The following is a 23,977-nucleotide window of genomic DNA, read 5'->3' on the forward strand; positions in this document are numbered from 1 at the left end:
GGCCAGGACACCTCGGGCAGTCCGGCTGCCGTCCTTGGTCACGGCGATTCCGGCGGTTCGCCCTCTGGTCTGGGCCATGGCGCTCCGGGCAGCTCGCCTGCCACTCTCGGCCAGGACACCTCGGGCAGTCCGGCTGCCGTCCTTGGTCACGGCGATTCCGGCGGTTCGCCCTCTGGTCTGGGCCATGGCGCTCCGGGCAGCTCGCCTGCCACTCTCGGCCAGGACACCTCGGGCAGTCCGGCTGCCGTCCTCGGTTACGGCGATTCCGGCGGTTCGCCCTCTGGTCTGGGCCACGGCGCTCCGGGCAGCTCGCCCGCCACTCTCGGCCAGGACACCTCGGGCAGTCCGGCTGCCGTCCTTGGTCACGGCGATTCCGGCGGTTCGCCCTCTGGTCTGGGCCACGGCGCTCCGGGCAGCTCGCCTGCCACTCTCGGCCAGGACACCTCGGGCAGTCCGGCTGCCGTCCTTGGTCACGGCGATTCCGGCGGTTCGCCCTCTGGTCTGGGCCACGGCGCCCCGGGCAGCTCGCCCGCCACCCTCGGCCAGGGCACCCCCGGCAGCCCATCCACCGCCCTCGGCCACGGCGACCTGCGCAAGCGGTGGCATGTGGTGCTCCGGGTGCTGTCCGGGCGGGACCGTGTGCCCGGGGTCATCAGGGGGCGGGTCGTGCGGTTGCTGCTGGATGACGGGGAGTTGGCGCAGGACGAGGCGGCGCGGTTGATGGGGCTCGCGTTGTCGCCGGGGACGCCGCCGGGGAACGCGGCCGCGTGGATCGAGGGCTTCGTCGGTGGGGGGTCGGGCGGCGGGATGCTGCTCGTGCACGATGAACGGCTGCTCGGATTGGTCGACGCGTGGTTGACCGGGGTGTCGGCGGAGGCGTTCACGGATGTGTTGCCGCTGCTGCGGCGGACCTTCTCGGCGTATGAGCCCGGGGTGCGACGGACCTTGGGGGAGCTGGTTCGGCGTGGGCCGGGGGAGCGGGGGCGTGCGGGGGTCGGTGGTTCCGGCATACCGGGATTCGCGGCCGAGCTCGACCTGGAGCGGGCGGATGCGGTGTTGCCGGTGGTGCGGCTGCTGTTGGGGCTGGACCAGGCGGAAGTGGGAGAGGGCGCGGGCAGCGGCCTCGCGGACAACGGCCTTGTGGGGGCGGCGGGATGACTACAGGTGGAGTGAGGGAGCCGGGCAAGCAGCGGGCTGGGGTGGCGGGTGCCGGGAGGCGGCCGCAGTGGTTGGCGGCGCCGGGGCGGCGGATGACCACGACCGTGCCGGTGATCCCGTTGTGGGAGCGGCCTCGTGAAGGAGTGTGCCGATGACGACCGAGGCGATGGATCCGGCCGGGGAGCGGCTGCGGCGGTGGCGGATGGTGCTGGGCGGCGACGACGCCGACGGCACCGGGTGCGCGCTCTCCGGGAAGGACGCCGCGATGGACGGGGCGTTGACCGCGCTCTACGGCAAGGGGGACAAGGGGCAGTCGGGGAAGGACCGTTCGGCGGGGCTCGGGGCGTCGGCGCCGTCCGTGGCGCGATGGCTCGGGGACATCCGGACGTACTTCCCGTCGTCCGTCGTCCAGGTCATGCAGCGGGACGCCATCGACCGGCTCGGGCTGAACACGCTGCTGCTGGAGCCGGAGATGCTGGAGACGGTGGAGGCGGACGTGCACCTCGTCGGCACGCTGCTCTCGCTCAACAAGGCGATGCCGGAGAGCACGAAGGAGACGGCGCGGGCCGTCGTGCGCAAGGTTGTCGAGGACCTGGAGAAGCGGCTCGCCACCCGCACCCGGGCCACGCTCACCGGGGCCCTCGACCGCAGTGCCCGTATCAGCCGGCCGCGCCACCACGACATCGACTGGAACCGCACGATCGCGGCCAACCTCAAGCACTATCTGCCGGAGTACCGGACGGTCGTGCCGGAGCGGCTCATCGGGTACGGGCGGGCGTCGCAGTCGGTGAAGAAGGAGGTCGTTCTCTGCATCGACCAGTCGGGGTCGATGGCGGCGTCCGTGGTGTACGCGTCGGTGTTCGGGGCCGTACTCGCGTCCATGCGATCCATCAACACGCGGCTCGTCGTCTTCGACACCTCCGTCGTCGACCTCACCGACCAGCTCGACGACCCGGTCGACGTGCTCTTCGGCACGCAGCTCGGCGGCGGCACGGACATCAACCGGGCGCTCGCGTACTGCCAGTCGCAGATCACCCGGCCCGCGGAGACGGTGGTCGTGCTGATCAGCGACCTGTACGAGGGGGGCATACGCAACGAGATGCTCAAGCGGGTGGCCGCGATGAAGGCGTCGGGGGTGCAGTTCGTGGCGCTGCTGGCGCTGTCGGACGAGGGGGCGCCGGCGTACGACAGGGACCATGCGGCCGCGCTCGCCGCGCTGGGGGCACCGGCCTTCGCCTGTACGCCCGACCTGTTCCCGGAGGTGATGGCCGCGGCCATCGAGAAGCGGCCGATTCCGGTGCCGGGCGTGGTGTGACGGGGGAGGCGAGAGAGACGAGGGAGACGAGGGAGACGATGGAATGGCGCGGGACTGGGGAGGAGGCGGGGAGGCACTGGCGAGGGGCTGGCCAGGAATTACCGGTGATTTGTCGACCTGGTGACGACCGACTTGCGCCAGCAAAACGGACATGAGTACGCATCGGTAGCGGGGGGCTTGCGTGACCGCAGGAGGGGCGTGCAAGGATCGATGCCTCTTCAACGGTGCGCCCTCGCGCCGCCCGTCCCGAGTGTGTCAAGCCGACTCGCCGCTCGCCACGTGTACTTCGTTCCGCCGCATGGGAGGAGCACCCCGCCTTGACCTGGCCAGCCACCTTGCCCGGTGCCGCCGTGCGCGTCCTGCGCATCGCGGCCGGGCGGCGTGCGCTGCAACTGGCGCTGGTGGTGGGTGGTCTGCTCGCAGTCGGGTTCCTTTGCGGGGAACGCGCGTATGCGGCGGACGGGGTCTCGGTGGGAGCTTCGTCCGCGTCGAGCACGTCGATCACGTCGGCTGCGGCGGACGCGGCGGATGCGACGGACGGAGCGTCGGGCGGACTCCGGTCGTCGGCGGAGGGTGCGGTCGAGCGGCTTCTGGGTCCGTCCGCCAAGTCCGGGGCGCAGGGCGGGAAGACGGGGCCGTCGGCGAAGCCGGCGGTTCCCCCGAACGCCGGTTTCCGGCAGCAGGCGTCGCACGATCGGGAGCCGCAGCATTCGGCTCCCGAGGGGCAGGCTCCCTGGACCCCGGCCTCGACCCCGGCGTACGAGGACCAAGCTCCTCAGCCCGAGGCGCCCCAGGAGGACCCCGCTCCTCGGCCCCAGCCCTCCCAGCCCGACGGTGGCCGGCTCCTCAGCCCCGTAACCGACCGCGTCACCCAGCCCATCGGCACCCAAGTCGTGCGGCCGGTCGGCGATGTCGTGCGGACGGTGACCGAGGGGCTTGCCGAGGGGTTGGCCGACGTGCGGGCGAAGATGCCGCCCTTGGCGTCGTTGCCCGTGCTGCCGACGGCGCCGGAGCCGCCGGGTGACTGGCCGAGCCGGCCGGGGTTCGAACTCCCCGTGCTGCCCGTGCTGCCCGGGTTCCCGGACTTTCCGGGTGCCGACATTCCCGTGCTGCCCGGGCACACGTTGCCGGCTCCCGTCACCGGGGCGCCGCAGCCGGGGTCGGACATGCCCGAGCCCGGTGACCAGCCTGCCGCCAAGGGGCGTACCGGCGAGGAAACAGCTCTCGCCCACGGCCCCCACTCCACCGCCGACGCCACCGTGTCCCACGCGCCGGCGCTCGGCGGAGCACACCGCACCGTGCCCTCCGGTTCCGCCCCCGCCTACCAGGCGCCGACCGAACACCCGGGTGGTGTGCTGGGCAACCACGCGGCGGGGGACAACGGTGGGCCGAGGCACGGGGACGCGCATGCGGTCTCGTTGAGCCGGCGGGTGGCGTTGGGGCTGGTGCCCGGTGCTCCCGTGGGTGTCGAAGCGGACGAGATCAAGGACCGGCAGCGGGACATTCCGGTTTCCCCCGCGTAGGCAGTGGGCCGTAGGCCCCAGGCCCGAGACCCGCGACTCGAAGTCAATCGGGTCATCAGGCCGCCCTCCCCGCCGCAGACCTGCCGCGCGGGGGCGGAAACAGGTCCGCCCGTCCGTCCGGACGCCTTTCCAGTCCCGGATGGATGCGGCTGGGGTCGTTTCCGGTCCGCTGGTCCCCGACTCCCCGGACCGCGACCGGAAACGGCGCCGGAATGTCCCCAAACCATCCGAAGTCCCGGAGCTTTCCTTCTCCGATGCTCCGGGGTCTTCGGAGCCCCAAGATCTAGGGATCCGACGCACGCATGAACAAGAACATCCGCCGTTCGATCGTCATAGCCGCCGGTGTCACCGGCGCATGGGCGCTCGGTTCGACCGCCGCCGGCGCGGACGAACTGCCCGCCTCCACCCTCTCCATACCGGACCAGCCCACTGACGGGACCGAAGTGGCCGACGGCGCCGATGCCTCCGGGCTCCTCGGTGTCGTCACCGACACCGTCAACGGCGTTGTCTCCGGGGCGACGGACACGGTCGACGACACCACCGGTACGGCCAGGACCACGTCCGCGAACACCGCCGACCAGGCCCGGAGTTACGTCGACGCCGAGGTCACGGTGCCCTCCGCCACCGAGGCCACCAAGGCCACCAAGGCTAAGGGTGCGGCGCAGGTCATCCAGGGCGCCAAGGCCGCCCGCGCGGACCAGGCGGCGGCGCGGGCCGGGGCGCACGTCGAGGCCGACGTCTCCGCGGCCGCCGATGCCGCCGCTCACGCCGGGGACATGGACCGGCTCCCGCAGGACACCCCCGAGGCTCCCGGCTCCGTCGACTACCTCTTCGGTCCCCTCGCCGCCTTCGCCCCGGAACTGGAGCAGGCGCTGGCCGCGGCCCAGACGAAGTTGCAGGGCACGCAGGCGTCGGCGCGTTCGCAGGCGCAGGGTGTGGAGGGCGTCGTACGGACGAAGGCGCGGTACGCCGTGGCCGGTGCGGGGCGTACCGCTGCGGGCGTCGGTGACGTCGCGCACGCGGCCGCCGCCCACGCCGACGGCAGGACCGGGCACGCGGCATCGACCGCGCAGTCCCTCGCCACCGACCGGGCCACCGCCGTCACGTCGGCCGCCGAGGCCTCCGTCTCCACCGTCCCGAGCCACGTCACCGGCACGGTGGGCGGAGTGGAGCAGCGGGTCGTGGGCACGGTCAGCGGCGCGCGGCAGCAGGTCACGGGCACGGTCGGCGGCGCGCGGCAGCAGGTCACCGGCGTCCAGCAGCACGCCATCGACACGGTCACCGGCGTCCAGCAGCACGTCACGAACACGGTCACCACTGCCCCCGGCACAGTCACCCCCGTCGTACACCAGACCACCGACGCACTCGTCCCGCCCCTCGCCACCGAGGCCGTGCACGGCGTCATCCCGGTCGCCGGGCACGCGGTCGAGGGCGTCGTCCCCGCAGCCGGGCACGCCGTCGCCGGTGTCGGCCTCGCCGCCAACGACACCGTGGCCGGGGTGACGCCGGTCGCCGCGAACGCGGTGGACAGCGTTCAGTCCGTGGCCGGTGGTGCGGCGACCGGCGTGCAGCCCGTCGCCGGCCAGGCGGTGGACGGTGCGGTTCCGGTCGCGCACGGCGCCGTGGGCGGGGTGGGCCGGACCGCCGGGCACACGGCCGGCGCCGCGAGCGGGCCGGCGTACGGCGTCGTCGGCGACGTCCGGCCTGTGGTCACCGAGGCCGTCGCGGGCGCCCAGCGTGTGGCCACCGAGGCTCTCGCGGGCGTCCAGCGTGTGGCCACCGAGGCCGTCGCCGACGCCCAGCCCGTGGCCGCTGCGGCCGTCGCCGACGTCCAGCCGGTCGCCGATGGGGTCGTGCAGGGCGTGCAGCCGGTGGCCCACGGCGCGGTCGGTGACGTACACCACTACGCCACCGGCACCGTCACCGACGTACAGCCCGTCGCGACCGGCACCGTCACCGACGTCCAGTCCCTCGCCACCGGCACCGTCGCCCACGTACAGCCCACCGCCACCGGCACCGTCTCCGACGTCCAAGCGGTCGCGCACGGCGTCGCCGCCGACGTGCCGCCGTACGCCACCGGTCTGGTCGGCCACGTCGCCGCGGACGGCGCCGGCGCGGTCCTGCCGCCCGTCGTCGGCACTGCCGTGCACGGTGTCGTGCCGGTCGCCGGGCAGGGCGTCGCGGACGGCACCGCTCTGGCGTACGGCGTGAGTGGTGATGTGCGGCCGTTCGCGGGCGGAGTCGTCGGTGAGGTCGAGCCGTTCACGCAGGGGGTCGCCGGGCAGGCCGTTCCCTTCGCCGAGGGGGTCGCCGGGGACGTGGAGCCGTTCGCGTACGGCGTGACCGGCGCCGTGCAGCCCGTCGTCGACGCGGTCGTGGACACCGTCCAGCCGGTCGCGCAGGGCGTCGGTGGCAGTGCCACCGCACTGGCGTACGGCGTGACTGGTGATGTGCGGCCGTTTGCGCACGGGGTCGTCGGTGAGGTCGATCCGTTCGCGCACGGAGTCGCCGGGCAGGGTGTGGCCTTCGCCGCGGATGTGACCGGCACGGTTCAGGGCTCGGCCGGCTCGCTGGCGGGCAACGCCGCCGTGGGCGTGCAGGGCGTGGCCCACTCGGCCACCCCCGGCTACGCGCAGGACCTGCACCAAGGCGGCACCTACGGCATCTGATTCCCACCTGACCTGAGCGACCTCATCCACCTCACCACCTCACCACCTCACCCGGGCCACTGGGTGAGGCCAGCCGACTCCGTGGGGCAGACGGACCCGGGCGGCCGAAAGCCGTCGGCCGGTCCGGCCGGAACCCCGCGGAAGGGCGGTGTGATCCCCATTGGGGTGGGGATCACCCGCCCAGAGCCCACAGGGGCGGCCCATTCGTGCCTCTGAGGGCTGTTCAAAGGACCTCACCGGGTCAACCCCAACCCGGTGAGGTCCTGCCATATCCGCCTCACAAACGGCACGCCGTGCCAGTGATCCTTGCCGCCGGCGGCATCATGTGACAGGTATCACCGCTCAGGTGTGACCCGCGATTTAGAGGCCCCCCGCAAGCAGCGATAACCTGCGAGACGGACATGCCGCGCGCTCGGACACCGTGTGCGCCTCCCTTGTGACAGACAGCGGACGTCACGTTGCCCTCGCGGCACGCCCACGCAGACAACGAACCGCGAGATCACTGATAGGGACGGAAGCGCGTGGACCTGTTCGAGTACCAGGCGAGGGACCTCTTCGCCAAGCACGATGTACCGGTGCTGGCCGGTGAAGTCATCGACACGCCTGAGGCGGCCCGCGCAGCCACTGAGCGCCTCGGTGGCAAGTCCGTCGTCAAGGCACAGGTGAAGGTCGGCGGCCGCGGCAAGGCCGGTGGCGTCAAGCTCGCCGCGACGCCCGACGAGGCCGTCGCCCGGGCGACCGACATCCTCGGCATGGACATCAAGGGCCACACGGTCCACAAGGTCATGATCGCCGAGACGGCTCCGGAGATCGTCGAGGAGTACTACGTCTCCTTCCTCCTCGACCGTGCCAACCGCACCTTCCTCTCCATCGCCTCCGTCGAGGGCGGCGTGGAGATCGAGGAGGTGGCGGCCACCCGTCCGGAGGCCGTCGCCAAGACGCCGATCGACCCCATCGACGGTGTGGACGAGGCCAAGGCCCGCGAGATCGTCGCGGCCGCCAAGTTCCCGGCCGACGTCGCCGACAAGGTCGTGAACGTCCTCATCACGCTGTGGGACACCTTCATCAAGTCGGACGCCCTCCTCGTCGAGGTCAACCCGCTCGCGAAGGTCGCCTCCGGTGACGTCATCGCCCTCGACGGCAAGGTGTCGCTCGACGACAACGCCGAGTTCCGTCACGACTGGGACGAGCTGCACGACAAGGCCGCGGCCAACCCGCTCGAGGCCGCCGCCAAGGAGAAGAACCTCAACTACGTCAAGCTCGACGGCGAGGTCGGCATCATCGGCAACGGCGCGGGTCTCGTCATGAGCACCCTGGACGTCGTCGCGTACGCCGGTGAGAGCCACGGCAACGTCAAGCCGGCCAACTTCCTGGACATCGGCGGTGGCGCCTCCGCCCAGGTCATGGCCAACGGCCTGGAGATCATCCTCGGCGACCCGGACGTCAAGTCCGTCTTCGTCAACGTCTTCGGTGGCATCACCGCCTGTGACGAGGTCGCCAACGGCATCGTCCAGGCACTGAAGCTCCTGGAGGACCGCGGCGAGGAGGTCACCAAGCCGCTCGTCGTCCGTCTCGACGGCAACAACGCCGAGCTCGGCCGGCAGATCCTCACCGACGCCAACCACCCGCTGGTCCAGCGCGTCGACACCATGGACGGCGCGGCCGACAAGGCCGCCGAGCTGGCCCACGCCGCCAAGTAAGCACTCAGGACGAGGACACCAAACACCATGGCTATCTGGCTCAATAAGGACAGCAAGGTCATCGTCCAGGGCATGACCGGTGCCACCGGCATGAAGCACACCAAGCTCATGCTCGGTGACGGCACCGAGGTCGTGGGCGGCGTGAACCCGCGCAAGGCGGGCACCACCGTGGACTTCGACGGCACCGAGGTACCGGTCTTCGGCACCGTCAAGGAGGCCATCGAGAAGACCGGCGCCAACGTCTCCGTCATCTTCGTGCCGGAGAAGTTCACCAAGGACGCGGTCGTCGAGGCCATCGACGCCGAGATCCCGCTGGCCGTCGTGATCACCGAGGGCATCGCCGTGCACGACTCGGCCGCCTTCTGGGCGTACGCCGGCAAGAAGGGCAACAAGACCCGGATCATCGGCCCGAACTGCCCCGGCATCATCACTCCGGGTCAGTCGAACGTCGGCATCATCCCGGGCGACATCACCAAGCCGGGCCGTATCGGCCTGGTCTCGAAGTCCGGCACGCTGACGTACCAGATGATGTACGAGCTGCGGGACATCGGCTTCTCGACCGCCGTCGGCATCGGTGGTGACCCGATCATCGGCACCACCCACATCGACGCGCTCGCCGCGTTCCAGGCCGACCCCGACACCGACCTGATCGTGATGATCGGTGAGATCGGCGGCGACGCCGAGGAGCGGGCCGCGGCCTTCATCAAGGAGAACGTGACCAAGCCGGTCGTCGGCTACGTCGCGGGCTTCACCGCGCCGGAGGGCAAGACCATGGGTCACGCCGGTGCGATCGTGTCCGGTTCTTCCGGTACGGCGCAGGCGAAGAAGGAGGCCCTGGAGGCCGCGGGCGTCAAGGTCGGCAAGACGCCGACGGAGACGGCGAAGCTGGCGCGCGAGATCCTGGGCGGCTGAACGTAGTTACGGCAGTCGGCTGAACGTTGATGGGCCCGTTCCCCGCGTGGGGGGCGGGCCTACGGCGTTGTCGCCGGCGCCGGGCTGTTGCGGCGCAGGCCTGTCGCTAGCCGGCCTGCGGGGCCAGCCGTTGCGGGCCGTGGGCCATCTCCGCGCGGAGTTTCTCCCGGAGCTTCAGCTCCTTGTCCGACAACGGCCCCGGCGCCATCCTCGGCGGCACCCCCCGCACCGTCGATCCGGGCGGCACCGGCGGCTCGTACTGCGTCGGCGCGGTCCGCAGGGTCAGTGCCGTCGTGCCGATGAGGGTCACCGTGAACGCGATGGCGGCCCGGGTCCAGAAGCGGGCCCGGTGTTCGCTGCCCTCACGGACCGTCGTCGGCTTGGGGGCGCGCAGGCGTTCCGTCGCGGCCAGTTCGGCCAGACGGCGGTGGAGTTCCGTGGGGTCGGACAGGTCCGGCAGTCGGGTGGCGACCGCGGTGCGGGCGTGCATCAGACGGTTGGCGGTGGCCGGGGTGCTGGCCTCCGTCTCGGCCGCCGTCTCGGGCAGGTCGAGGCCCACACCGTCGTAGAGGACGAGAGTGCGGCGCTGGGGTGCCGGGAGTTGGAGCAGTACGTTCAGAAGGGCGCGGTCCAAGGCGTCCGAGGGCGGCGGTTCGGGGTGCCGGTAGCGGGGGCGGAACCGGTGCCAGGGGGAGAGCGCGAAGTCGTACGCCGTCGCCCGCACCCAGCCCGCCGGGTCCCGGTCGCGGGCCACCTCCGGCCAGCGCTGCCAGGCGAGTTGGAAGGCCCGCTCGACCGACTCGCGGGCGAGTTCACGGCGCCCGGTGAGCAGATAGGTCTGCCGTACGAGGGTCGGGGCGCAGAACGCGTAGAGCGCGTCGAAGGCCTGGGCGGGCGTCAGGCGGGTCCGCTCCATGGGCTGTTCTGCCGTCACCTCCGGCTCCTCTGGGGGTTTCTGAACCTCCGTCTCCTTGGCCAGGGACACGTGACACCCTTTCGTACGAAAAAGAACATAAACACATATTGAGCGACACATCGGAGGTTCGCCTGTTACGAGGTAAAAGCGCGTGTCGTTGGGAGCATGGCGAGCGTGATCGACATGACCGCTCGCAGAACGCCCCTGCTCACGCGCATGCGCCGCCGGACGCCCGGTCTGGGCGCCAGCCTCTTCAGCGGTGCGGTGGCGGCCGGGCTGGGGCTCGGTGTGTTCGCCGTGGTGGTGATCGTGCTGTGGATCAGCTCGCCGTATCCGGACAGCGGGCCGGGCGGGGCGCTGCGGGTCGCCTCCGTGCTGTGGCTGTTGGCGCACGGCGCCGAACTGGTCCGCACCGACACGCTCTCCGGCGTACCCGCGCCGGTCGGTGTCACCCCGCTGCTGCTGCTCGCGCTGCCGGTGTGGCTGGTGCACCGGGCGGCGCGGGACGCGGCGGCGGACGGCGGCGAGGGGGTGCCGCTGGTGTCGATCCGTACGGCGTGGGCGGGCGTCGTGCTCGGATACCTCGCGGTCGGCGCGGCCGCCGCGGTGTACGCGGCCGGGGGTGAGCTGCGGCCGGCGTGGTGGTGGACGGCGGTGCGGGTGCCGCTGGTCGCGATGGGGGCCGCCGGGGTGGGGGTGTGGGCGGCGTGCGAACGGCGGCCCGAGATGGTGGACGGCCTGCTGGTCGTGCTGCCGGCGCGGGTACGGCGGCTGGTGCCCGGGGTGGAGGGACGGGCCCGGGTCGGTGCGGCGGCGCGGGCGGCGGGGGCCGGGGTGGTGGCGCTGGCCGGGGGCGGGGCGCTGCTGGTGGCCGGGTCGCTGGTGGCGCACGGCGCGGCGGTGCGGACGTCCTTCCTCGACCTGACCCAGGGGTGGTCGGGACGGTTCGCGGTGCTGCTGCTGTGCGCGGCGCTCGTGCCGAACGCGGCGATGTGGGCGGCGTCCTATGCCCTCGGTCCCGGCTTCGCGCTCGGGACGGGACACGTGGTGGCTCCGCTCTCCTCGGCACCGGCCCCTTTGCTCCCGCCGTTTCCCCTGCTGGAGGCCGTGCCGGAGACGGCCGTGGCGGGGCCGCTGCGGTGGGTGGTCGGGGTGCTGCCGGTGGTGGTGGGGATGGTGGTGGGGTGGTTCGCGGCGGGGTGGGGGGACGGGCTGGGGAGCGGGGAGGGGGTGGCCGGGAGCGGGCGGTTTCGGGTGGGGGAGGGTGCTGCGAGTGGGCGGTTTGGGGTGAGGGAGGGGTCTGGGAGTGGGCGGTTCGGGGTGGAGGAGGGGTCTGGGAGTGGGCGGACGGTGGCTCCCGGGGGCTGGGCGCCCGGGCGGACCGCGGGGACCGCTGTGCTGGCCGCCTTGTTCTGCGCGGTCCTGGTCGCCGTGCTGACCACGCTGTCGGGCGGGCCGTTGGGGGTTGGCCTGCTCGCTCGGTTCGGGCCGGTGTGGTGGCAGACGGGGGCGGCGACGCTGGGGTGGGTCGCCTTCGTGGCGGTTCCGGTGGCGGTGGTGGTGCGGGGCTGGCGGTGCTGGACGGGGCGGCGCCGGGCGGAGCCGGTGAGCGATACGCAAGGGGCGCGGATCGGCAGGCCCCGGGTGGCGGCGCCGGGGGAGGGCGGTCCGGCTGTGGCGGAGTCAGGGAGGCCGGGGGAGCCCGCGGAGGCGGGAGCGGGCGATGCCGTGGCGACGGACTCGAAGACACGGCTCCCGGCCCACGGCAAGGAGATGCCGTTCCAGGCGCCGACGCACAATCAGGGCACCGCGCCGCAGGCCGACGCCGAGGGCGCCGCGGTGACGGCGTACGGCGAGGACCCTCAGTACGCGTCCTACGACCCGGCCGTTCCGTACGGGACGTACGACCACGACACGACCTTCGAGCCGGACGACTTCTCACCCACCGACCCGCCGCCGGAGCCCCCGCCCTCCCCGCCGGACGCCACGGACGCCAGGGACTCACCGAGCATCCTCGACGCACCGGGCACCCCACAGACCACGGCAGAACCACAGCCCCCGAGCACACCCAGCGAATCAAGCGAACCGACAGAACCGACAGGGCCGACAGAGCCGACAGAACCGACAGGGCCGACGGGACCGGCAGGAGCGACGGGACCGGCAGGACCGACCGAGCCGGGCACCCGACCCGATCGGGACGCGCCTTAGCTGTCCTCCTAGCCGTCCTCGCCCAGAATGCCCCGCAGCTCCTCCGGCAGATGCCGCTCGCAGGACTGCTTCGACTCGTTCGTCAGCGCGTCGCTGCGGCACGTGTAGTACTCGCTGTAGACCACCTGCGCCGCGAACCCGGCCGCGACCACCGCGATCGCGAGGGACGCCGTGACCAGGCCGCTCACCGCCGCCGTCGTCTGGGGGCGGCCGGAGTTCTGCGGGGCCGGGGTGTCGGGGTCGGCCGCGCGGGGCTTGGTGCGCAGGCTGCTGATGCCCCAGTAGAGGGCCAGCGCGCCGAGCAGCAGCGCCACGTACGGCCAGCTGAACAGGGCGAAGAAGAAGGCCCACATGCCGGACAGCAGCGCGTAACGGGCCCGGCGCTGGGCGGGGTCGGTCGGGTCCCAGCGCATGTTCGTGCCGGGGCTGCCGCCTGAGGGGCCGTCCTGGCCGCTTCGGGGCTGCTCGCCGAAGCCGCCGCTGGAGCGGCCGGGCTGGCGGTCGCTCCACTGGTTGCCCCAGGGCGACGGGCCACCGCCCTGACCGGCGCCCTGACCACCGCTCTGGCCGCCACCCTGATCGGAACCCTGATCGGAACCCTGCGAGCCGTCCTCGCCCGACGGGCGCCGGGGCTGCCACGGACGGTCCGGGGTGCCCTCCGGCGGCGGGGCGAAGGGGTTGTTGTCCTCCTGCCCCTTGCCGTCACCGCCCTGCTGGTCGCCGTTCTGCCCGCCCGACGGCGCGTCGGGCGGTGTGGCGGGGCGCTCCCGCAGCAGCATGCCGCTGTGCACCCCTCCCTGCAGGGACTGCGGGGGGAGCGTGAGGAGTCGCAGGCTGCGGTCCGACATCAAGTGAGCGTCTTCCCCTTGGATTACAAGCGTTGGATTACGAGCGTTGGCTTGGCGTGCGTTGGATTACGAGTGTTCTGGTGTGAGCCGTCATCTCGTGAACGCACCGCACACCACCCGCGTTCCCGAGTCCGCCCCACCCAGACGCTACCTTCCGGCCACGCCCCCGTCCCGTGGGGGCCGCCCGGTGTGCCGGTATCGTTGCTGACGGTCGGCCGCTTCGTAGACTTCCCCGTATCCGGGGGCGCGAAGCATTCGTACGACCATACAAAGACGCTCACCCGAGAAAGGGCTCCACCGTGGCCAAGCGCCTCGTCGTGCTGGTCTCCGGATCCGGCACCAATCTGCAGGCGCTGCTCGACGAGATCGCCGCCACCGGCAGCGAGGCATACGGCGCCGAGATCGTCGCGGTCGGCGCCGACCGCGAGAACATCGAGGGGCTCGCCCGCGCCGAGCGCGCCGGGCTGCCGACCTTCGTGCGGAAGGTCAAGGACTTCGCGACGCGCGAGGAGTGGGACGCCTCGCTCGCCGAGGCCGTCGCCTCCCACGAGCCCGACCTCGTGGTCTCCGCCGGGTTCATGAAGATCGTCGGCAAGGAGTTCCTCGCCCGCTTCGGCGGCCGGTTCGTGAACACCCACCCGGCCCTGCTCCCCAGTTTTCCCGGCGCCCACGGCGTCCGTGACGCCCTCGCGTACGGAGCCAAGGTCACCGGCTGCACCGTCCACTTCGTCGACGACGGCGTCGACACCGGGCCGATCATCGCTCAGGGCGTGGTCGAGGTCCGGGACGAGGACGACGAGAGCGCTCTGCACGAGCGCATCAAGGAAGTCGAGCGAAGGCTGCTCGTCGAGGTCGTGGGGCGGATCGCCCGCAACGGCTATCGCATTGAGGGACGAAAGGTAGTTATCCAGTGACCGCCGACAGCACCACTGTCACGGCCGAGAGCGGCAAGCGGGCCATCCGTCGCGCGCTCGTCAGCGTCTACGACAAGACCGGGCTCGAGGAGCTTGCGCGCGGGCTGCACGAGGCCGGTGTCGCACTCGTCTCCACCGGTTCCACGGCCGCCAGGATCGCCGCGGCCGGCGTCCCCGTCACCAAGGTCGAGGAGCTGACCGGCTTCCCCGAGTGCCTGGACGGCCGCGTCAAGACCCTGCACCCGCGCGTGCACGCCGGCATCCTCGCCGACCTGCGCCTCGAGGACCACCAGCGGCAGCTCGCCGAGCTGGGTGTCGAGCCGTTCGACCTCGTCGTCGTCAACCTCTACCCGTTCCGCGAGACCGTCGCCTCCGGTGCCTCGCCCGACGAGTGCGTCGAGCAGATCGACATCGGCGGCCCCTCCATGGTGCGCGCCGCGGCCAAGAACCACCCGTCCGTCGCGGTCGTCACCAGCCCCGCCCGCTACGCCGATGTGCTGGAGGCCGTGCAGAGCGGCGGCTTCGACCTCACCACCCGCAAGCGCCTCGCCGCCGAGGCCTTCCAGCACACCGCGGCGTACGATGTGGCGGTGGCGAGCTGGTTCGCCTCCTCCTACGCCCCGGTGGACGACTCGGCGTTCCCCGACTTCCTCGGCGCCACCTGGGAGCGCGAGAACACCCTCCGCTACGGCGAGAACCCGCACCAGCCCGCCGCCCTCTACGTCGACGGCAGCGGGGGCGGTCTCGCGCAGGCCGAGCAGTTGCACGGCAAGGAGATGTCGTACAACAACTACACGGACACGGACGCCGCCCGCCGTGCCGCGTACGACCACGCCGAGCCCTGCGTCGCGATCATCAAGCACGCCAACCCCTGTGGCATCGCGATCGGCGCGGATGTCGCCGAGGCGCACCGCAAGGCGCACGCCTGTGACCCGCTGTCGGCCTTCGGCGGCGTGATCGCCGTCAACCGCCCGGTCAGCAAGGAGATGGCGGAACAGGTCGCCGAGATCTTCACCGAGGTCATCGTCGCGCCGGACTACGAGGACGGGGCCCTGGAGGCCCTTGCCAAGAAGAAGAACATCCGCGTCCTCAAGGCCCCCGCCGCGCCCGCCGACCCCGTCGAGGTCAAGCCCATCGACGGCGGCGCCCTCCTCCAGGTCACCGACCGCCTCCAGGCCGACGGCGACGACCCCGCCAACTGGACCCTGGCGACGGGCGAGGCCCTGTCCGCCGAGGAACTGGCCGAGCTGGCCTTCGCCTGGAAGGCCTGCCGGGCCGTCAAGTCCAACGCGATCCTGCTCGCCAAGGACGGGGCTTCGGTCGGGGTCGGTATGGGGCAGGTCAACCGGGTCGACTCCGCCAAGCTGGCCGTCGAGCGGGCCGGTGCCGAGCGCGCGCAGGGGTCGTACGCCGCCTCGGACGCGTTCTTCCCCTTCCCGGACGGGCTGGAGATCCTCACCGCGGCCGGGGTGAAGGCCGTTGTCCAGCCGGGTGGTTCGGTCCGTGACGAACTGGTCGTCGAGGCCGCACAGAAGGCCGGCATCACGATGTACTTCACGGGCACGCGGCACTTCTTCCACTGAGCCGTGCAGCGGTGCCCCCGCCGAGGGGGCACCGCTCCGGGGGTGCGCTCAGGTGAGCAAGTTGCTGCAGCCGTTCACCCAGCGGTGGGAGGAGATGTTGTTGTTGGCGGGGTAGTCGCCCGTGAAGGAGTTGTCGCTGAGGTTGTCCGCGTAGTACTCGCCCGGCGCCAGGCAGGCGTAGCCGCCGCCGTAGTTGGACAGCCGGTAGAAGGCGACGATGTCGAGGTCGCCGATGTATCCGCTGTTCATGACCGACGAAGCCCTGTTGTTGTCGGAGCCCCGGAAGGCGCCACTGCTGTCACCCCAGAACGGGTCACTGCCTTGGGTACCGCCGAGATAGGTGCCCTGGCAGTCGAACCCGTCCCAGGCGCGGACCATGCCGTCCCGGCTGTCGGGCCACTTGGAGTTGCAGATCGGGCCCGCGTGGGCCGTGGTCGCGGTGGCGGAGACACCGAGCACCGCCAGTCCGAGAGCAGCGAGTGCCGCGGCTGCTTTGCGCATGTTGTCCTCCTGTAGAGAGATGTGTGGGACTGTGTTGGTCTGCATGGGAATGTGCGGTACGAGGCGGCTCGGCCGGGCCGTCAGGCCCGGGGGCCGACGATCCGCTTCGCCCGTGCCAGCGCGTCCCGCTGGATCCGGGCGATCGTGTGGAGCGCGTCGCCGTACTCGCTGTGCTCTTCGCACAACTTGGCGATGTGGTGGGCCAGCCGCTCCTCGGCGACCGACCTGAGAGAGACCTGCCGGGCGCACCTGGCGTCCGCGACGGCGGTCGTCCGTTCCGCCTCGAACGCCTCGGCGTCCTGCGGCTGCTCGGACTGTCGCTGGACGGCCTCCCGGGCCTGGCCCGGATCCGCGTAGGGGTGGCCGGCGCGTTTCATGCACGCTGCCCACCGCTCGACTTTCGCCGTGAACCGGGTGTCGTCCAGAACCTTGCCCTGGGCGAGGCCACGGACGCTGTTCGCCGTCTTGTCGGCGGTGAACCACGTTCCGAGGTCGCCGTACAACCGCTGTTCGGCCTCACCGGCGCAGCCGCCCACGCGCTTGCTGATCGTCTTGGTGCCCGGCAGGTCGGCCGAGACGACCGGTCCGCCCGCGCCACCGTTGAGAGCGGTGTCGTAGGCCCTGCCCTTTGTGTTCGACAGTGCGGCGCGATAGGCGATGTTGCGGTTGTCCTGCCGGGCCCGGTTTCCCTTCTCCGCGATGCGACTGCCGTATCCGTGCTTCCGCGCCCAGGCGATGTCGTCCTGGACATAGCCCACCGGGCGGAGTTCCTCCAGGGTCATCGGCCGGTGCTCGTGATAGGTGAAGCCCCGGCGTGACATGCAGCGCTTGACCAGGAGCTGTTCGGCGTCCTTCAGCCGCACCTCCTCCGCATACATCAGCGACTGCGGCGCCGCCTCGCGTTGCTGCTGAGTGCAGCCGGTCATGGCGGTCGAGACGACTGCCGCGACCGCGCACGCGGCAACGTATGCACGCTTCATTCCGCGTCCCCCCGCTTCGTCCTGATGCTGGCCCGCCGTTCGGCGGCGCCCACTCACCATGGCTTCCGGCGCGGGGCGGCGGAACCTCCCACATGAGAGGGTGGGAGGGTTCAGCAGGCCTCCGCCCACGTGTGGGACAGGGGGCGGACGCCCGCGGGCAGGTCGCGCCGCGTGCCGACCTCCACACAGCCCTGGCGGTCCCGCAGGGCACGCTGTCCGTAGTAGACGACGTCCACGAACGTCTCGCCCGCGTCGGTGTCGAGCCCGTTGTTGAAGACCGACCGGGCATCCGCGCGGCCGGCCCAACTGCAACTGACCGTTCCCCGCGCCCAGTCGGCGTCGTCACCCCACCAGGCGCACATGTCGCCCTGCCCGGCGGGCTCGGTGAAGAAGCAGACGTCGCCGGCCGAGCAGCGGTCGTAGCCGGTGGCCGTGGCGGAGGCGCCGAGGGAGGTGGGTGAGGCGTCGGCGGCGGTGTCCGCCTGGAGACCGGGCCCCGGTGACCGGCCGTCTCCCATCAGGGCCGTGATGCCGAGGCCGAGGCCCGCGAGCAGTGCCGTCGCCGTGGTGGTGGCCAGCATGACGCGGCCCCGCGGGCGAGGGCGGAGGCGCGGCAGGCGGGGGATGCGGTCGGTGCCCGTGGCCCGGGCCACGCGGCGCAGCAAGGCCGCCGTGTCGTGGGCGACGCGTTCCTCGTGCGTACGGGCGAGACAGTCGGTGATGATCTGCCGCCAGGCGGGCGGCAGTTCGGCGCTCAGGCGCAGTTCCTCGGCGCCGCGTGCGTAGCGCACCGCCGCGTCCCGGCGGGTGGCCGGGGTGGCGCCGGGCAGTGGGTGCGTGCCGGTGAGGGCGAGGTGGGCGAGGATGCCGAAGGCCCAGATGTCCGCGGTGGGGCGGATCTGCAGGCCGCGGGCGCCGATCTCCGGGAAGAGCAGTTCGGGCGGGGTGTGGTCGGGGGTCGAGAAGGCGGGGGCGTAGGCGTGGGTGCCGTCGAGTTCCGCGGCGGTGTTGAAGTCGGCGAGGCGTATGGTGCCGTCGTCCATGACGAGGACGTTGGCGGGTTTGAGGTCGCCGTGCACCCAGCCGGCCCGGTGCAGTTGGTCCAGCCCCTCGCAGACCTGCAGGAGCAGCGCGGACACGGCGTCGGACGCGGGGCGCCGCGACAGCAGCGTGTCCAGTGAGCTCCGCGCCAGCTCCAGTACGAGGACGGTGGCGCCGTCGAGTTCGGGGTGGCCGGGGTCGTCGACGGTAAGGGCCTCGTACATCCGGATGAGGCGTGGTGCGCGCAGCCGCTTGAGCAGGTCCACCTCCCGTTCGGCCAGGTCGCGCAGGTGGGCGAGTTGTCGTGGGGTGTGGGTGCCGGTGGGCAGGAACTTCAGGGCGACGCTCTGCGGCAGCGCGGCGTCTCCCGACGCGGCGCGGGCCGCGTAGACGGTGCCGAAGCCGCCCGAGGCGATCGGCTCACGGACCTCCCAGCGGCCGACGCGGTAGCCGGCCGGCACCTGGACGGCGTGCGGCCGGCCCGTCATCCCGTCACCCAACTGGGAGCGGCGGTGAGCACGACCAGGTCGTCCTCCCGTACGAGGTCGAACCGGAGCGCCAGCGAGACCAGCAACTCCTTCTTGCCGTTGAGGCGTGGCCCCGAGTCGGCGGTGGTGTCCGGGTCCGGCTTGAGCCGCAGCTTGACCGCGAGGTAGTTGATGTTCCACTGCACGCTGGCTCTGGTCGCCGTGGGCCAGGTGGCGCGCAGGCGCTCCACCAACGCCTCGGCGGTGGGCGGCGGGGCGTGCGGCGCGCCGCGCAGGCGAGGTTCGCACAGGGCGACCAGTACGGCGAAGTACCGCTTGGTGTGGTCCAGGGAGAACGCCGGTGCAGTGGTCGTTCCGGTCGGGGCGCCATCGTCGGACCCGTCGGACCAGCCGGTGGTGTCGAGGATCTCCTGGTGCGGGGCCCAGACTTCGAAGCCGAGCAGGTCGCCCGCGGCAGGCAGCACCACCCGGGAGAACTCGAAGGGGATCGGGGCGTCCACCCGGCCGGGCACGACCTTGATGTGCTCGCCCGCGCCCTCCGGGTTCTCCACCACGTACGTCTGGCGGGCACTGAGGTTGCTGAGCGTCCAGAAGGCACCGTGCGCGGTGATCACACCGGCGGCGCGGGACACTCCTTCGTGGGCGATCGGCAGACCGCCGCCCGCCACGCTCCTGCCGAACGCCAGCTTCTCACCGGATGCGAGCCTGCGGTGGTCCTCGGTACCGCGCGCGTCCGGCGGCACGACGATGATGCTGTGCATGGAGTCCCCCTCCCCCGGCTGACGGCCAGGGTAATTGGCAAAGCAGCCGGGAACTCAGCCTTTGAGTGGCGCGTGTGTCATGTGGAACTGCGCAGCGCGGCCCAGGTGTTGGGGCCCACCAGGCCGTCGACGTCCAGGCCCTTGGCGCTCTGGAACTGCTTGACCGCGGCCAGGGTGGCGTCGCCGAACTGGCCGTCCACGCCCGCGCCGCCGAGGCTGTAGCCGCGCCTTTCCAGCATGCACTGCACCTGTGTGACGCGCCGGTTCTTGTCGCCGTACCGCGTCAGTTCGGTGCCGGAGTAGTACGTGCACTGGGTGTTCCACGGCGGTTCGGCGGGCGTCGTGGCGGTCTCGGTCGGGGAGGTGCCGGTGCCGCCGCTTCCGTTGCCGGAGGTGGCGGTGACCGTGACGGTGGGCTGCGCACCGCCCGTGCCGCCGCCGGACCCGGACGCATCGCCGCTGCCGCCGGCTGCTCCGCCCGCGCCCTGTCCGTCCTCGCCTCGGTTCTCGCCCTTCTCCTTGTCCGTCTCCTCCCCTTTCTCCTTCTCCTTCTCCTCGTCGGAGGGGGAGGCGGAGGGGCTGGGAGAGGCGGAGGCCGGCTCGTCTGCGGGGGCGGTGCTGCTGGAGGTCGTCGGGGAGGCGGAGGCCGTTTCGCCGATCTCGGGGCGGGTGAGCAGGAAGGCGCCGACGGCGACGGCGATGACGGCGACGCCCGCGACGACGGCCAGGTACGGCTTCCGTCGCGATCTCCGGGTGCCGTTCTCGCCGTCGCCGGTGGTCGTCGTCGGAGCATGGGGGGACGCGCCGTACTGACCAGGTGGTGTTGACGGAGTGCCGTACCCGCCCGGAGGGGGGACCACGCGTTGTGCGGGAGCCCGAAAGTGGAAGGTCTGCTCGGCGGAGGCGCGTTCCAGTACCTCACTGGCCTGCTGCCGGGCGAGCAGCCGACCGCCCAGGGGCTCCTGCCAGGAGGGTGCGCGGCCGTGGCCGTACCCGGCGGCCGTGGCCGCGTCGATGAGCTGTCGCGGGGTGGGCCGTCCGGCCGGGTCCTTGGTGAGGCACGCCGACAGGAGCGCGGCCAACGCCGGGTCCGCCGCCGCGAGTTCGGCCATGACCTCCGACTTCGGCTCCTCGAAGGCGACCCGGTGCATCACGTCCACGCCGGTGCCGTCGCCGAAGGGGGCGTTGCCGGTGGCGGCGTAGACGAGGCTGCAGGCGAGCGAGAAGACGTCGGAGGCGGTGTCGCAGCGGCCCTCGCGCAGATACTCGGGCGACATGTAGGCGGGCGTGCCCACCCGGCTGCCGGTTGTGGTGAGGGCGCTGCTGTCCGCGGCCTGGGAGATGCCGAAGTCGATGACGTGCGCGCCCTGGAGGGACAGGATCACGTTGGACGGCTTGAGATCCCGGTGTACGACCCCGGCGGCGGCCAGCGCCGACAGGGCCTGCCCGAGGTCGGCGACCAGCCGCCACACCCCGGCCGGTTCCAGGACGCCGCACTCGCGCACGGCTTCGGCGAGGTTGAGGCCGGGCAGGTACTGCGTGGCCATCCACAGCAGGGAGTCGTCGAAACCGGTGCCGAGCAACTGGGGGGCGCGCGGGGTGTGAACCTGGGCGTGCACGGCGGCCTCGCGCTCGAACCGCCGCCGGAACCGGGGGTCTTCGGCGTACTCGGGCCGGATGACCTTGACGGCGGCCAGCCCCGGGCTGTCATCGGCGGGCCGGGCCAGGTAGACGTGGCCCATGCCGCCGCTGCCGAGCAGCCCGAGCGGGACGTACGGCCCGATCCGCCGGGGATCGGCGGCCTGCAGCGGCCTCGCACCCGCCTGGTTCAGGGCGGCGTCGCCGGTCGCCGGTGTGTACGGCGGCCCGGGTCGCTGGTCTGTCATGAGTCCCCCGACTTGCTCTTTCTTTCGCAACGTGCTCTCAGGCCACGCCAGTTTGCTGGTGAGAGGCTACCGTCCCGGCACCGGAGGGTGTCCCGGATGCGGCGGGAATGGGACGGGGGCGCCGTAGGGCTGTGCGACGGGGGCGGGGGCCGGCCGAGGCGCCGTGGTGCGCCGGGCACCGCCGACGGACACGGCCGCGGCCCCGATCATCAGGCCGATGCCCGCGAGGGCGGAGACGAGCACGTCGTCCGTCTTGTGCTGGTAGGTCCAGGCCTCGCGGGACACGCAGTCCTCTTTCTGGCGCGGTATCTGCGCGGTGCCGATGTTCGAGGTGGTGCACTCGTAGCGGAAGGCGGCGTTGCTCCGCCGGCCGTCACCCGCTTCGTCGAGCGCGTAGGCGAACATCCCGAGTCCGCCGAGCAGGAACAGGATCTGGAAGACGCGGGCTGCGGGATGCATGTGCGGGGAACTCCACTTGCGGCGGGGCGGGAGGGGGACGGGACAGCCGCGGTGAGCGTGGGAACGTGACGCTCACCGCGGCTGTGCGCACGGGTTCGACCGCGCACCCCTGTTCGCGGTCTCCTCCGTCAACTGTGCCGACTCCCCCCGGGGCGGCACACGGTCATCGTCGCGGAGGGGAGCGGAGGCCGGTACCTGTAACTTTTCAGGGTTGCCACCCCAGCGGGCTCAGGGAGGCTCAGGCCGCGTAGGAGCCCGTCGATTTCGCGTCGCTCCTGAAGTAGAACTGGAAGTGGGGTGTTGTCCTTGACGTTTGTAGTTGGCCTGGCACTGCCACCACTGCGGGGTTGGAAACAGACCTTGACGTAGCGGTTGGTGTTGGTCTTGATGTTGACGTCGGCGCAGTTGCTGCTCGTGACGATGTAGTACAGGTTGGGGTAGTTCGGGTACAGGTGGGTGCCCTCGGCCTTGTTGTAGCTGTTGGCGTTGGGGCGGGGCCGGGTACCTGTCCGCGAAGGCCGGCAGGTCGATGTCGAGGGAGGGGAGCGTGATGCCGTTCGCCTCCAGGGCGGTGCGGAGGTCTTCGACGCAGGCGTCGGTTTCGTGGTGGGGGTGGGGGTGCATGGGGTACGCCGCCGCCCGCGAAGAAGGACCCTGATGCGTCGATGAATGTCCCGTGCTTCTACGGCGCTGAGTTGCGCTACAGGCGGGAACAAGCCGGGCTGACGCTATAGCAGTTGGCCGAGGGCAGCTTTCGGGGGATCCCGTTCCTGAGCCAGATCGAGCGAGGGGAGCGAGGGATGCCGATGGATCTCGCCTGGGCGCCCACTGTCATCCCCGGCCTCCTGCAGACCGAGCCGTACATGCGGGTTCTCATGCGACACGCGAGGCCGTTGCTACCCCGGGAGCTGATCGAGCAGCGTGTCAGCGCGCGGCTGGCGCGTGCGGAGCTGTGGGACCGCGAGGAGCGGCCCACCTACTGGGGGATCCTTCGCGAGTCTGCTGTCCGGACACCGCTGCTGCCGCCGGAGCAGATGGCCGAGCAACTGGAGCACATCGTCAACGTGATCCGGGCCACGGAGCGTGCTTTGCAGGTCATCCCGCGAACCACCACCGGGCACCCCCTCATGCACGGCATGGCCAAGATCATGACTTTCGCCGACGCGCCGCCGCTGGTGTGGACGGAGGGCAGCTTCGACGGACGTCCCTGGTCTTGATCGAAGAAGCAGCGAGGAACTACAGAGATGAGAACCCCACAGGCCCCGTCCTCCTCTTCGGCGACGGGGCCTGGTCCCAGTTCGTCGGCGCGCTCTGGCGTCCCCGGTAAGCGCAGGGCCGACAGGTCAGGTGCAGTTGACCCACTTATTGGATGCGATCCCGTTCAGCGTGAACGTGGTGTTGTAGGTCATGTCCCAGGATTCTCCACGGCGGATCGTCGCGCTGTTGCCGGTGTAGTTCTTTCCGGTGTAGATGATGACGTCGCAGTAGTCGCCGTGGTTGTAGATGGACTTCACGTTTTGGAACGAGTTGTACGGTTCCGGGCGTAGGCACACAGCGCACCAGCGGGGCAGTCGGACTTGGCCGCCTGGGCCGGGGCTGCGCCCAGAGCAACTCCCAGGCCGGCAAGCAGCGCAGTGCCCGTGGCAATGGCCGCGGTGTGCGCCCCCTCCGGCCGGTGCTCAGTGGGCGAGGTCACCCTTGAACGTGTTGCTGGCGAAGTCCATGGAGATGCTGTACCTGGTGCCGTCCTTGACGTCGGTGGCGATCACGCGCCACTTGTTGAGGTCGTTCGACTTGTAGAACGTCTTCCAGGAGTTGCATGTCGTGCCGCCGGAGGACGGGTGGAAGCACACCCGCACATACAGCGGACTGGCGTTGCCCCAGGTGGTGAACTTCAGGTTGATGTCGTTGCACCGTGACGTGGTGGTGTAGGGACCGAAGCGGTGCTCGGCCTCGTCCGTTCCCATGTTGAAGGTCTTGCTGACCGCGCCCCCATAGCAGGTCGCGGCTGCCGCGGTCGACGCACTGCCGACCGTGAGCGCGCCGGCCGCCATGACCAGTCCACCCGCGACCGCCGTCAGCCGCTTCGCTGTCGTCTTCATGTCCTGTCTTCTC

General features: G+C 71.6%; 20 protein-coding genes. 10 read left to right on the top strand and 10 right to left on the bottom strand.

Going from position 1 to position 23,977, the window contains the following annotated elements; translation table 11 throughout:
* From ACP4J3_RS00005 to sucD, 6 genes are all read left to right on the top strand, one after another.
* A partial coding sequence (locus ACP4J3_RS00005; RefSeq protein WP_426528915.1) for a DUF5682 family protein occupies positions 1-1,158 on the top strand: 1,158 nt, incomplete at its 5' end.
* 151 nt (positions 1,159-1,309) lie between these two features.
* Positions 1,310-2,473: a vWA domain-containing protein gene (locus ACP4J3_RS00010; protein ID WP_426528917.1), complete on the top strand. Its 1,164-nt coding sequence runs from the start codon at positions 1,310-1,312 to the stop codon at positions 2,471-2,473.
* A gap of 317 nt (positions 2,474-2,790) precedes the next feature.
* Positions 2,791-3,996, top strand: a complete 1,206-nt coding sequence (locus ACP4J3_RS00015) for a hypothetical protein (protein WP_426528919.1) — start codon at positions 2,791-2,793, stop codon at positions 3,994-3,996.
* Positions 3,997-4,298: 302 nt separating this feature from the next.
* Positions 4,299-6,665: a hypothetical protein gene (locus ACP4J3_RS00020; protein ID WP_426528921.1), complete on the top strand. Its 2,367-nt coding sequence runs from the start codon at positions 4,299-4,301 to the stop codon at positions 6,663-6,665.
* A 521-nt stretch (positions 6,666-7,186) separates the two neighbouring features.
* On the top strand, positions 7,187-8,365 hold the full coding sequence (gene sucC, locus ACP4J3_RS00025; protein ID WP_426528923.1) for an ADP-forming succinate--CoA ligase subunit beta: 1,179 nt from the start codon (positions 7,187-7,189) through the stop codon (positions 8,363-8,365).
* A gap of 27 nt (positions 8,366-8,392) precedes the next feature.
* Positions 8,393-9,277, top strand: coding sequence for a succinate--CoA ligase subunit alpha (gene sucD, locus ACP4J3_RS00030; RefSeq protein WP_426528925.1), 885 nt, complete (start codon positions 8,393-8,395; stop codon positions 9,275-9,277).
* 106 nt (positions 9,278-9,383) lie between these two features.
* Here the strand turns inward: sucD and ACP4J3_RS00035 are convergent, their stop codons facing one another.
* Positions 9,384-10,193 carry an RNA polymerase subunit sigma-70 gene (locus ACP4J3_RS00035; protein WP_426529748.1) on the bottom strand — a complete coding sequence of 270 codons (810 nt, stop codon included), beginning with the start codon at positions 10,191-10,193 and terminating at the stop codon, positions 9,384-9,386.
* A gap of 174 nt (positions 10,194-10,367) precedes the next feature.
* Here ACP4J3_RS00035 and ACP4J3_RS00040 point away from each other — a divergent pair, with 174 nt between their 5' ends.
* Positions 10,368-12,401 (top strand): DUF6350 family protein, encoded by a 2,034-nt coding sequence (locus tag ACP4J3_RS00040; protein WP_426529750.1) that lies wholly within the window; start codon positions 10,368-10,370, stop codon positions 12,399-12,401.
* An 8-nt stretch (positions 12,402-12,409) separates the two neighbouring features.
* On the opposite strand, the gene ACP4J3_RS00045 is transcribed toward ACP4J3_RS00040, so the two are convergent.
* On the bottom strand, positions 12,410-13,249 hold the full coding sequence (locus ACP4J3_RS00045) for a hypothetical protein (protein WP_426528927.1): 840 nt from the start codon (positions 13,247-13,249) through the stop codon (positions 12,410-12,412).
* Between the two features lie 299 nt (positions 13,250-13,548).
* On the opposite strand from ACP4J3_RS00045, the gene purN reads away from it, so the two are divergent.
* Both purN and purH read left to right on the top strand, forming a co-directional pair.
* Entirely contained in the window at positions 13,549-14,163 is a 615-nt protein-coding gene (purN, locus tag ACP4J3_RS00050; protein WP_426528929.1) for a phosphoribosylglycinamide formyltransferase, read from the top strand.
* A complete protein-coding gene (gene purH, locus ACP4J3_RS00055; RefSeq protein WP_426528931.1) occupies positions 14,160-15,746 on the top strand; it encodes a bifunctional phosphoribosylaminoimidazolecarboxamide formyltransferase/IMP cyclohydrolase in 1,587 nt (528 codons plus the stop codon). The genes purN and purH overlap by 4 nt, the downstream gene beginning before the upstream one ends.
* A 48-nt stretch (positions 15,747-15,794) precedes the next feature.
* Here purH and ACP4J3_RS00060 read toward each other — a convergent pair whose 3' ends face one another.
* The 6 genes from ACP4J3_RS00060 to ACP4J3_RS00085 form a co-directional block, all read right to left on the bottom strand.
* Entirely contained in the window at positions 15,795-16,247 is a 453-nt protein-coding gene (locus ACP4J3_RS00060) for a hypothetical protein (RefSeq protein WP_426528933.1), read from the bottom strand.
* An 80-nt stretch (positions 16,248-16,327) separates the two neighbouring features.
* Entirely contained in the window at positions 16,328-17,227 is a 900-nt protein-coding gene (locus ACP4J3_RS00065) for a hypothetical protein (protein ID WP_426528935.1), read from the bottom strand.
* A gap of 110 nt (positions 17,228-17,337) precedes the next feature.
* Complete coding sequence (locus ACP4J3_RS00070; RefSeq protein ID WP_426528937.1) at positions 17,338-18,756, bottom strand: serine/threonine-protein kinase; 1,419 nt, start codon at positions 18,754-18,756, stop codon at positions 17,338-17,340.
* Entirely contained in the window at positions 18,753-19,517 is a 765-nt protein-coding gene (locus ACP4J3_RS00075; protein ID WP_426528939.1) for an FHA domain-containing protein, read from the bottom strand. Before ACP4J3_RS00075 ends, ACP4J3_RS00070 begins: the two co-directional genes overlap by 4 nt.
* A gap of 77 nt (positions 19,518-19,594) precedes the next feature.
* Positions 19,595-21,403, bottom strand: a complete 1,809-nt coding sequence (locus tag ACP4J3_RS00080; RefSeq protein ID WP_426528941.1) for a protein kinase domain-containing protein — start codon at positions 21,401-21,403, stop codon at positions 19,595-19,597.
* A gap of 66 nt (positions 21,404-21,469) precedes the next feature.
* Entirely contained in the window at positions 21,470-21,862 is a 393-nt protein-coding gene (locus ACP4J3_RS00085) for a hypothetical protein (RefSeq protein ID WP_426528943.1), read from the bottom strand.
* 737 nt (positions 21,863-22,599) lie between these two features.
* Here ACP4J3_RS00085 and ACP4J3_RS00090 point away from each other — a divergent pair.
* Positions 22,600-23,079, top strand: a complete 480-nt coding sequence (locus tag ACP4J3_RS00090) for a DUF5753 domain-containing protein (protein WP_426528945.1) — start codon at positions 22,600-22,602, stop codon at positions 23,077-23,079.
* A 126-nt stretch (positions 23,080-23,205) separates the two neighbouring features.
* On the opposite strand, the gene ACP4J3_RS00095 is transcribed toward ACP4J3_RS00090, so the two are convergent.
* A complete protein-coding gene (locus ACP4J3_RS00095) occupies positions 23,206-23,376 on the bottom strand; it encodes a hypothetical protein (protein WP_426528947.1) in 171 nt (56 codons plus the stop codon).
* Positions 23,377-23,541: 165 nt separating this feature from the next.
* Complete coding sequence (locus ACP4J3_RS00100; RefSeq protein ID WP_426528949.1) at positions 23,542-23,964, bottom strand: hypothetical protein; 423 nt, start codon at positions 23,962-23,964, stop codon at positions 23,542-23,544.
* Positions 23,965-23,977: the final 13 nt, after the last annotated feature.

This window comes from Streptomyces sp. UG1 (assembly GCF_049974585.1).
GTDB lineage: Bacteria > Actinomycetota > Actinomycetes > Streptomycetales > Streptomycetaceae > Streptomyces.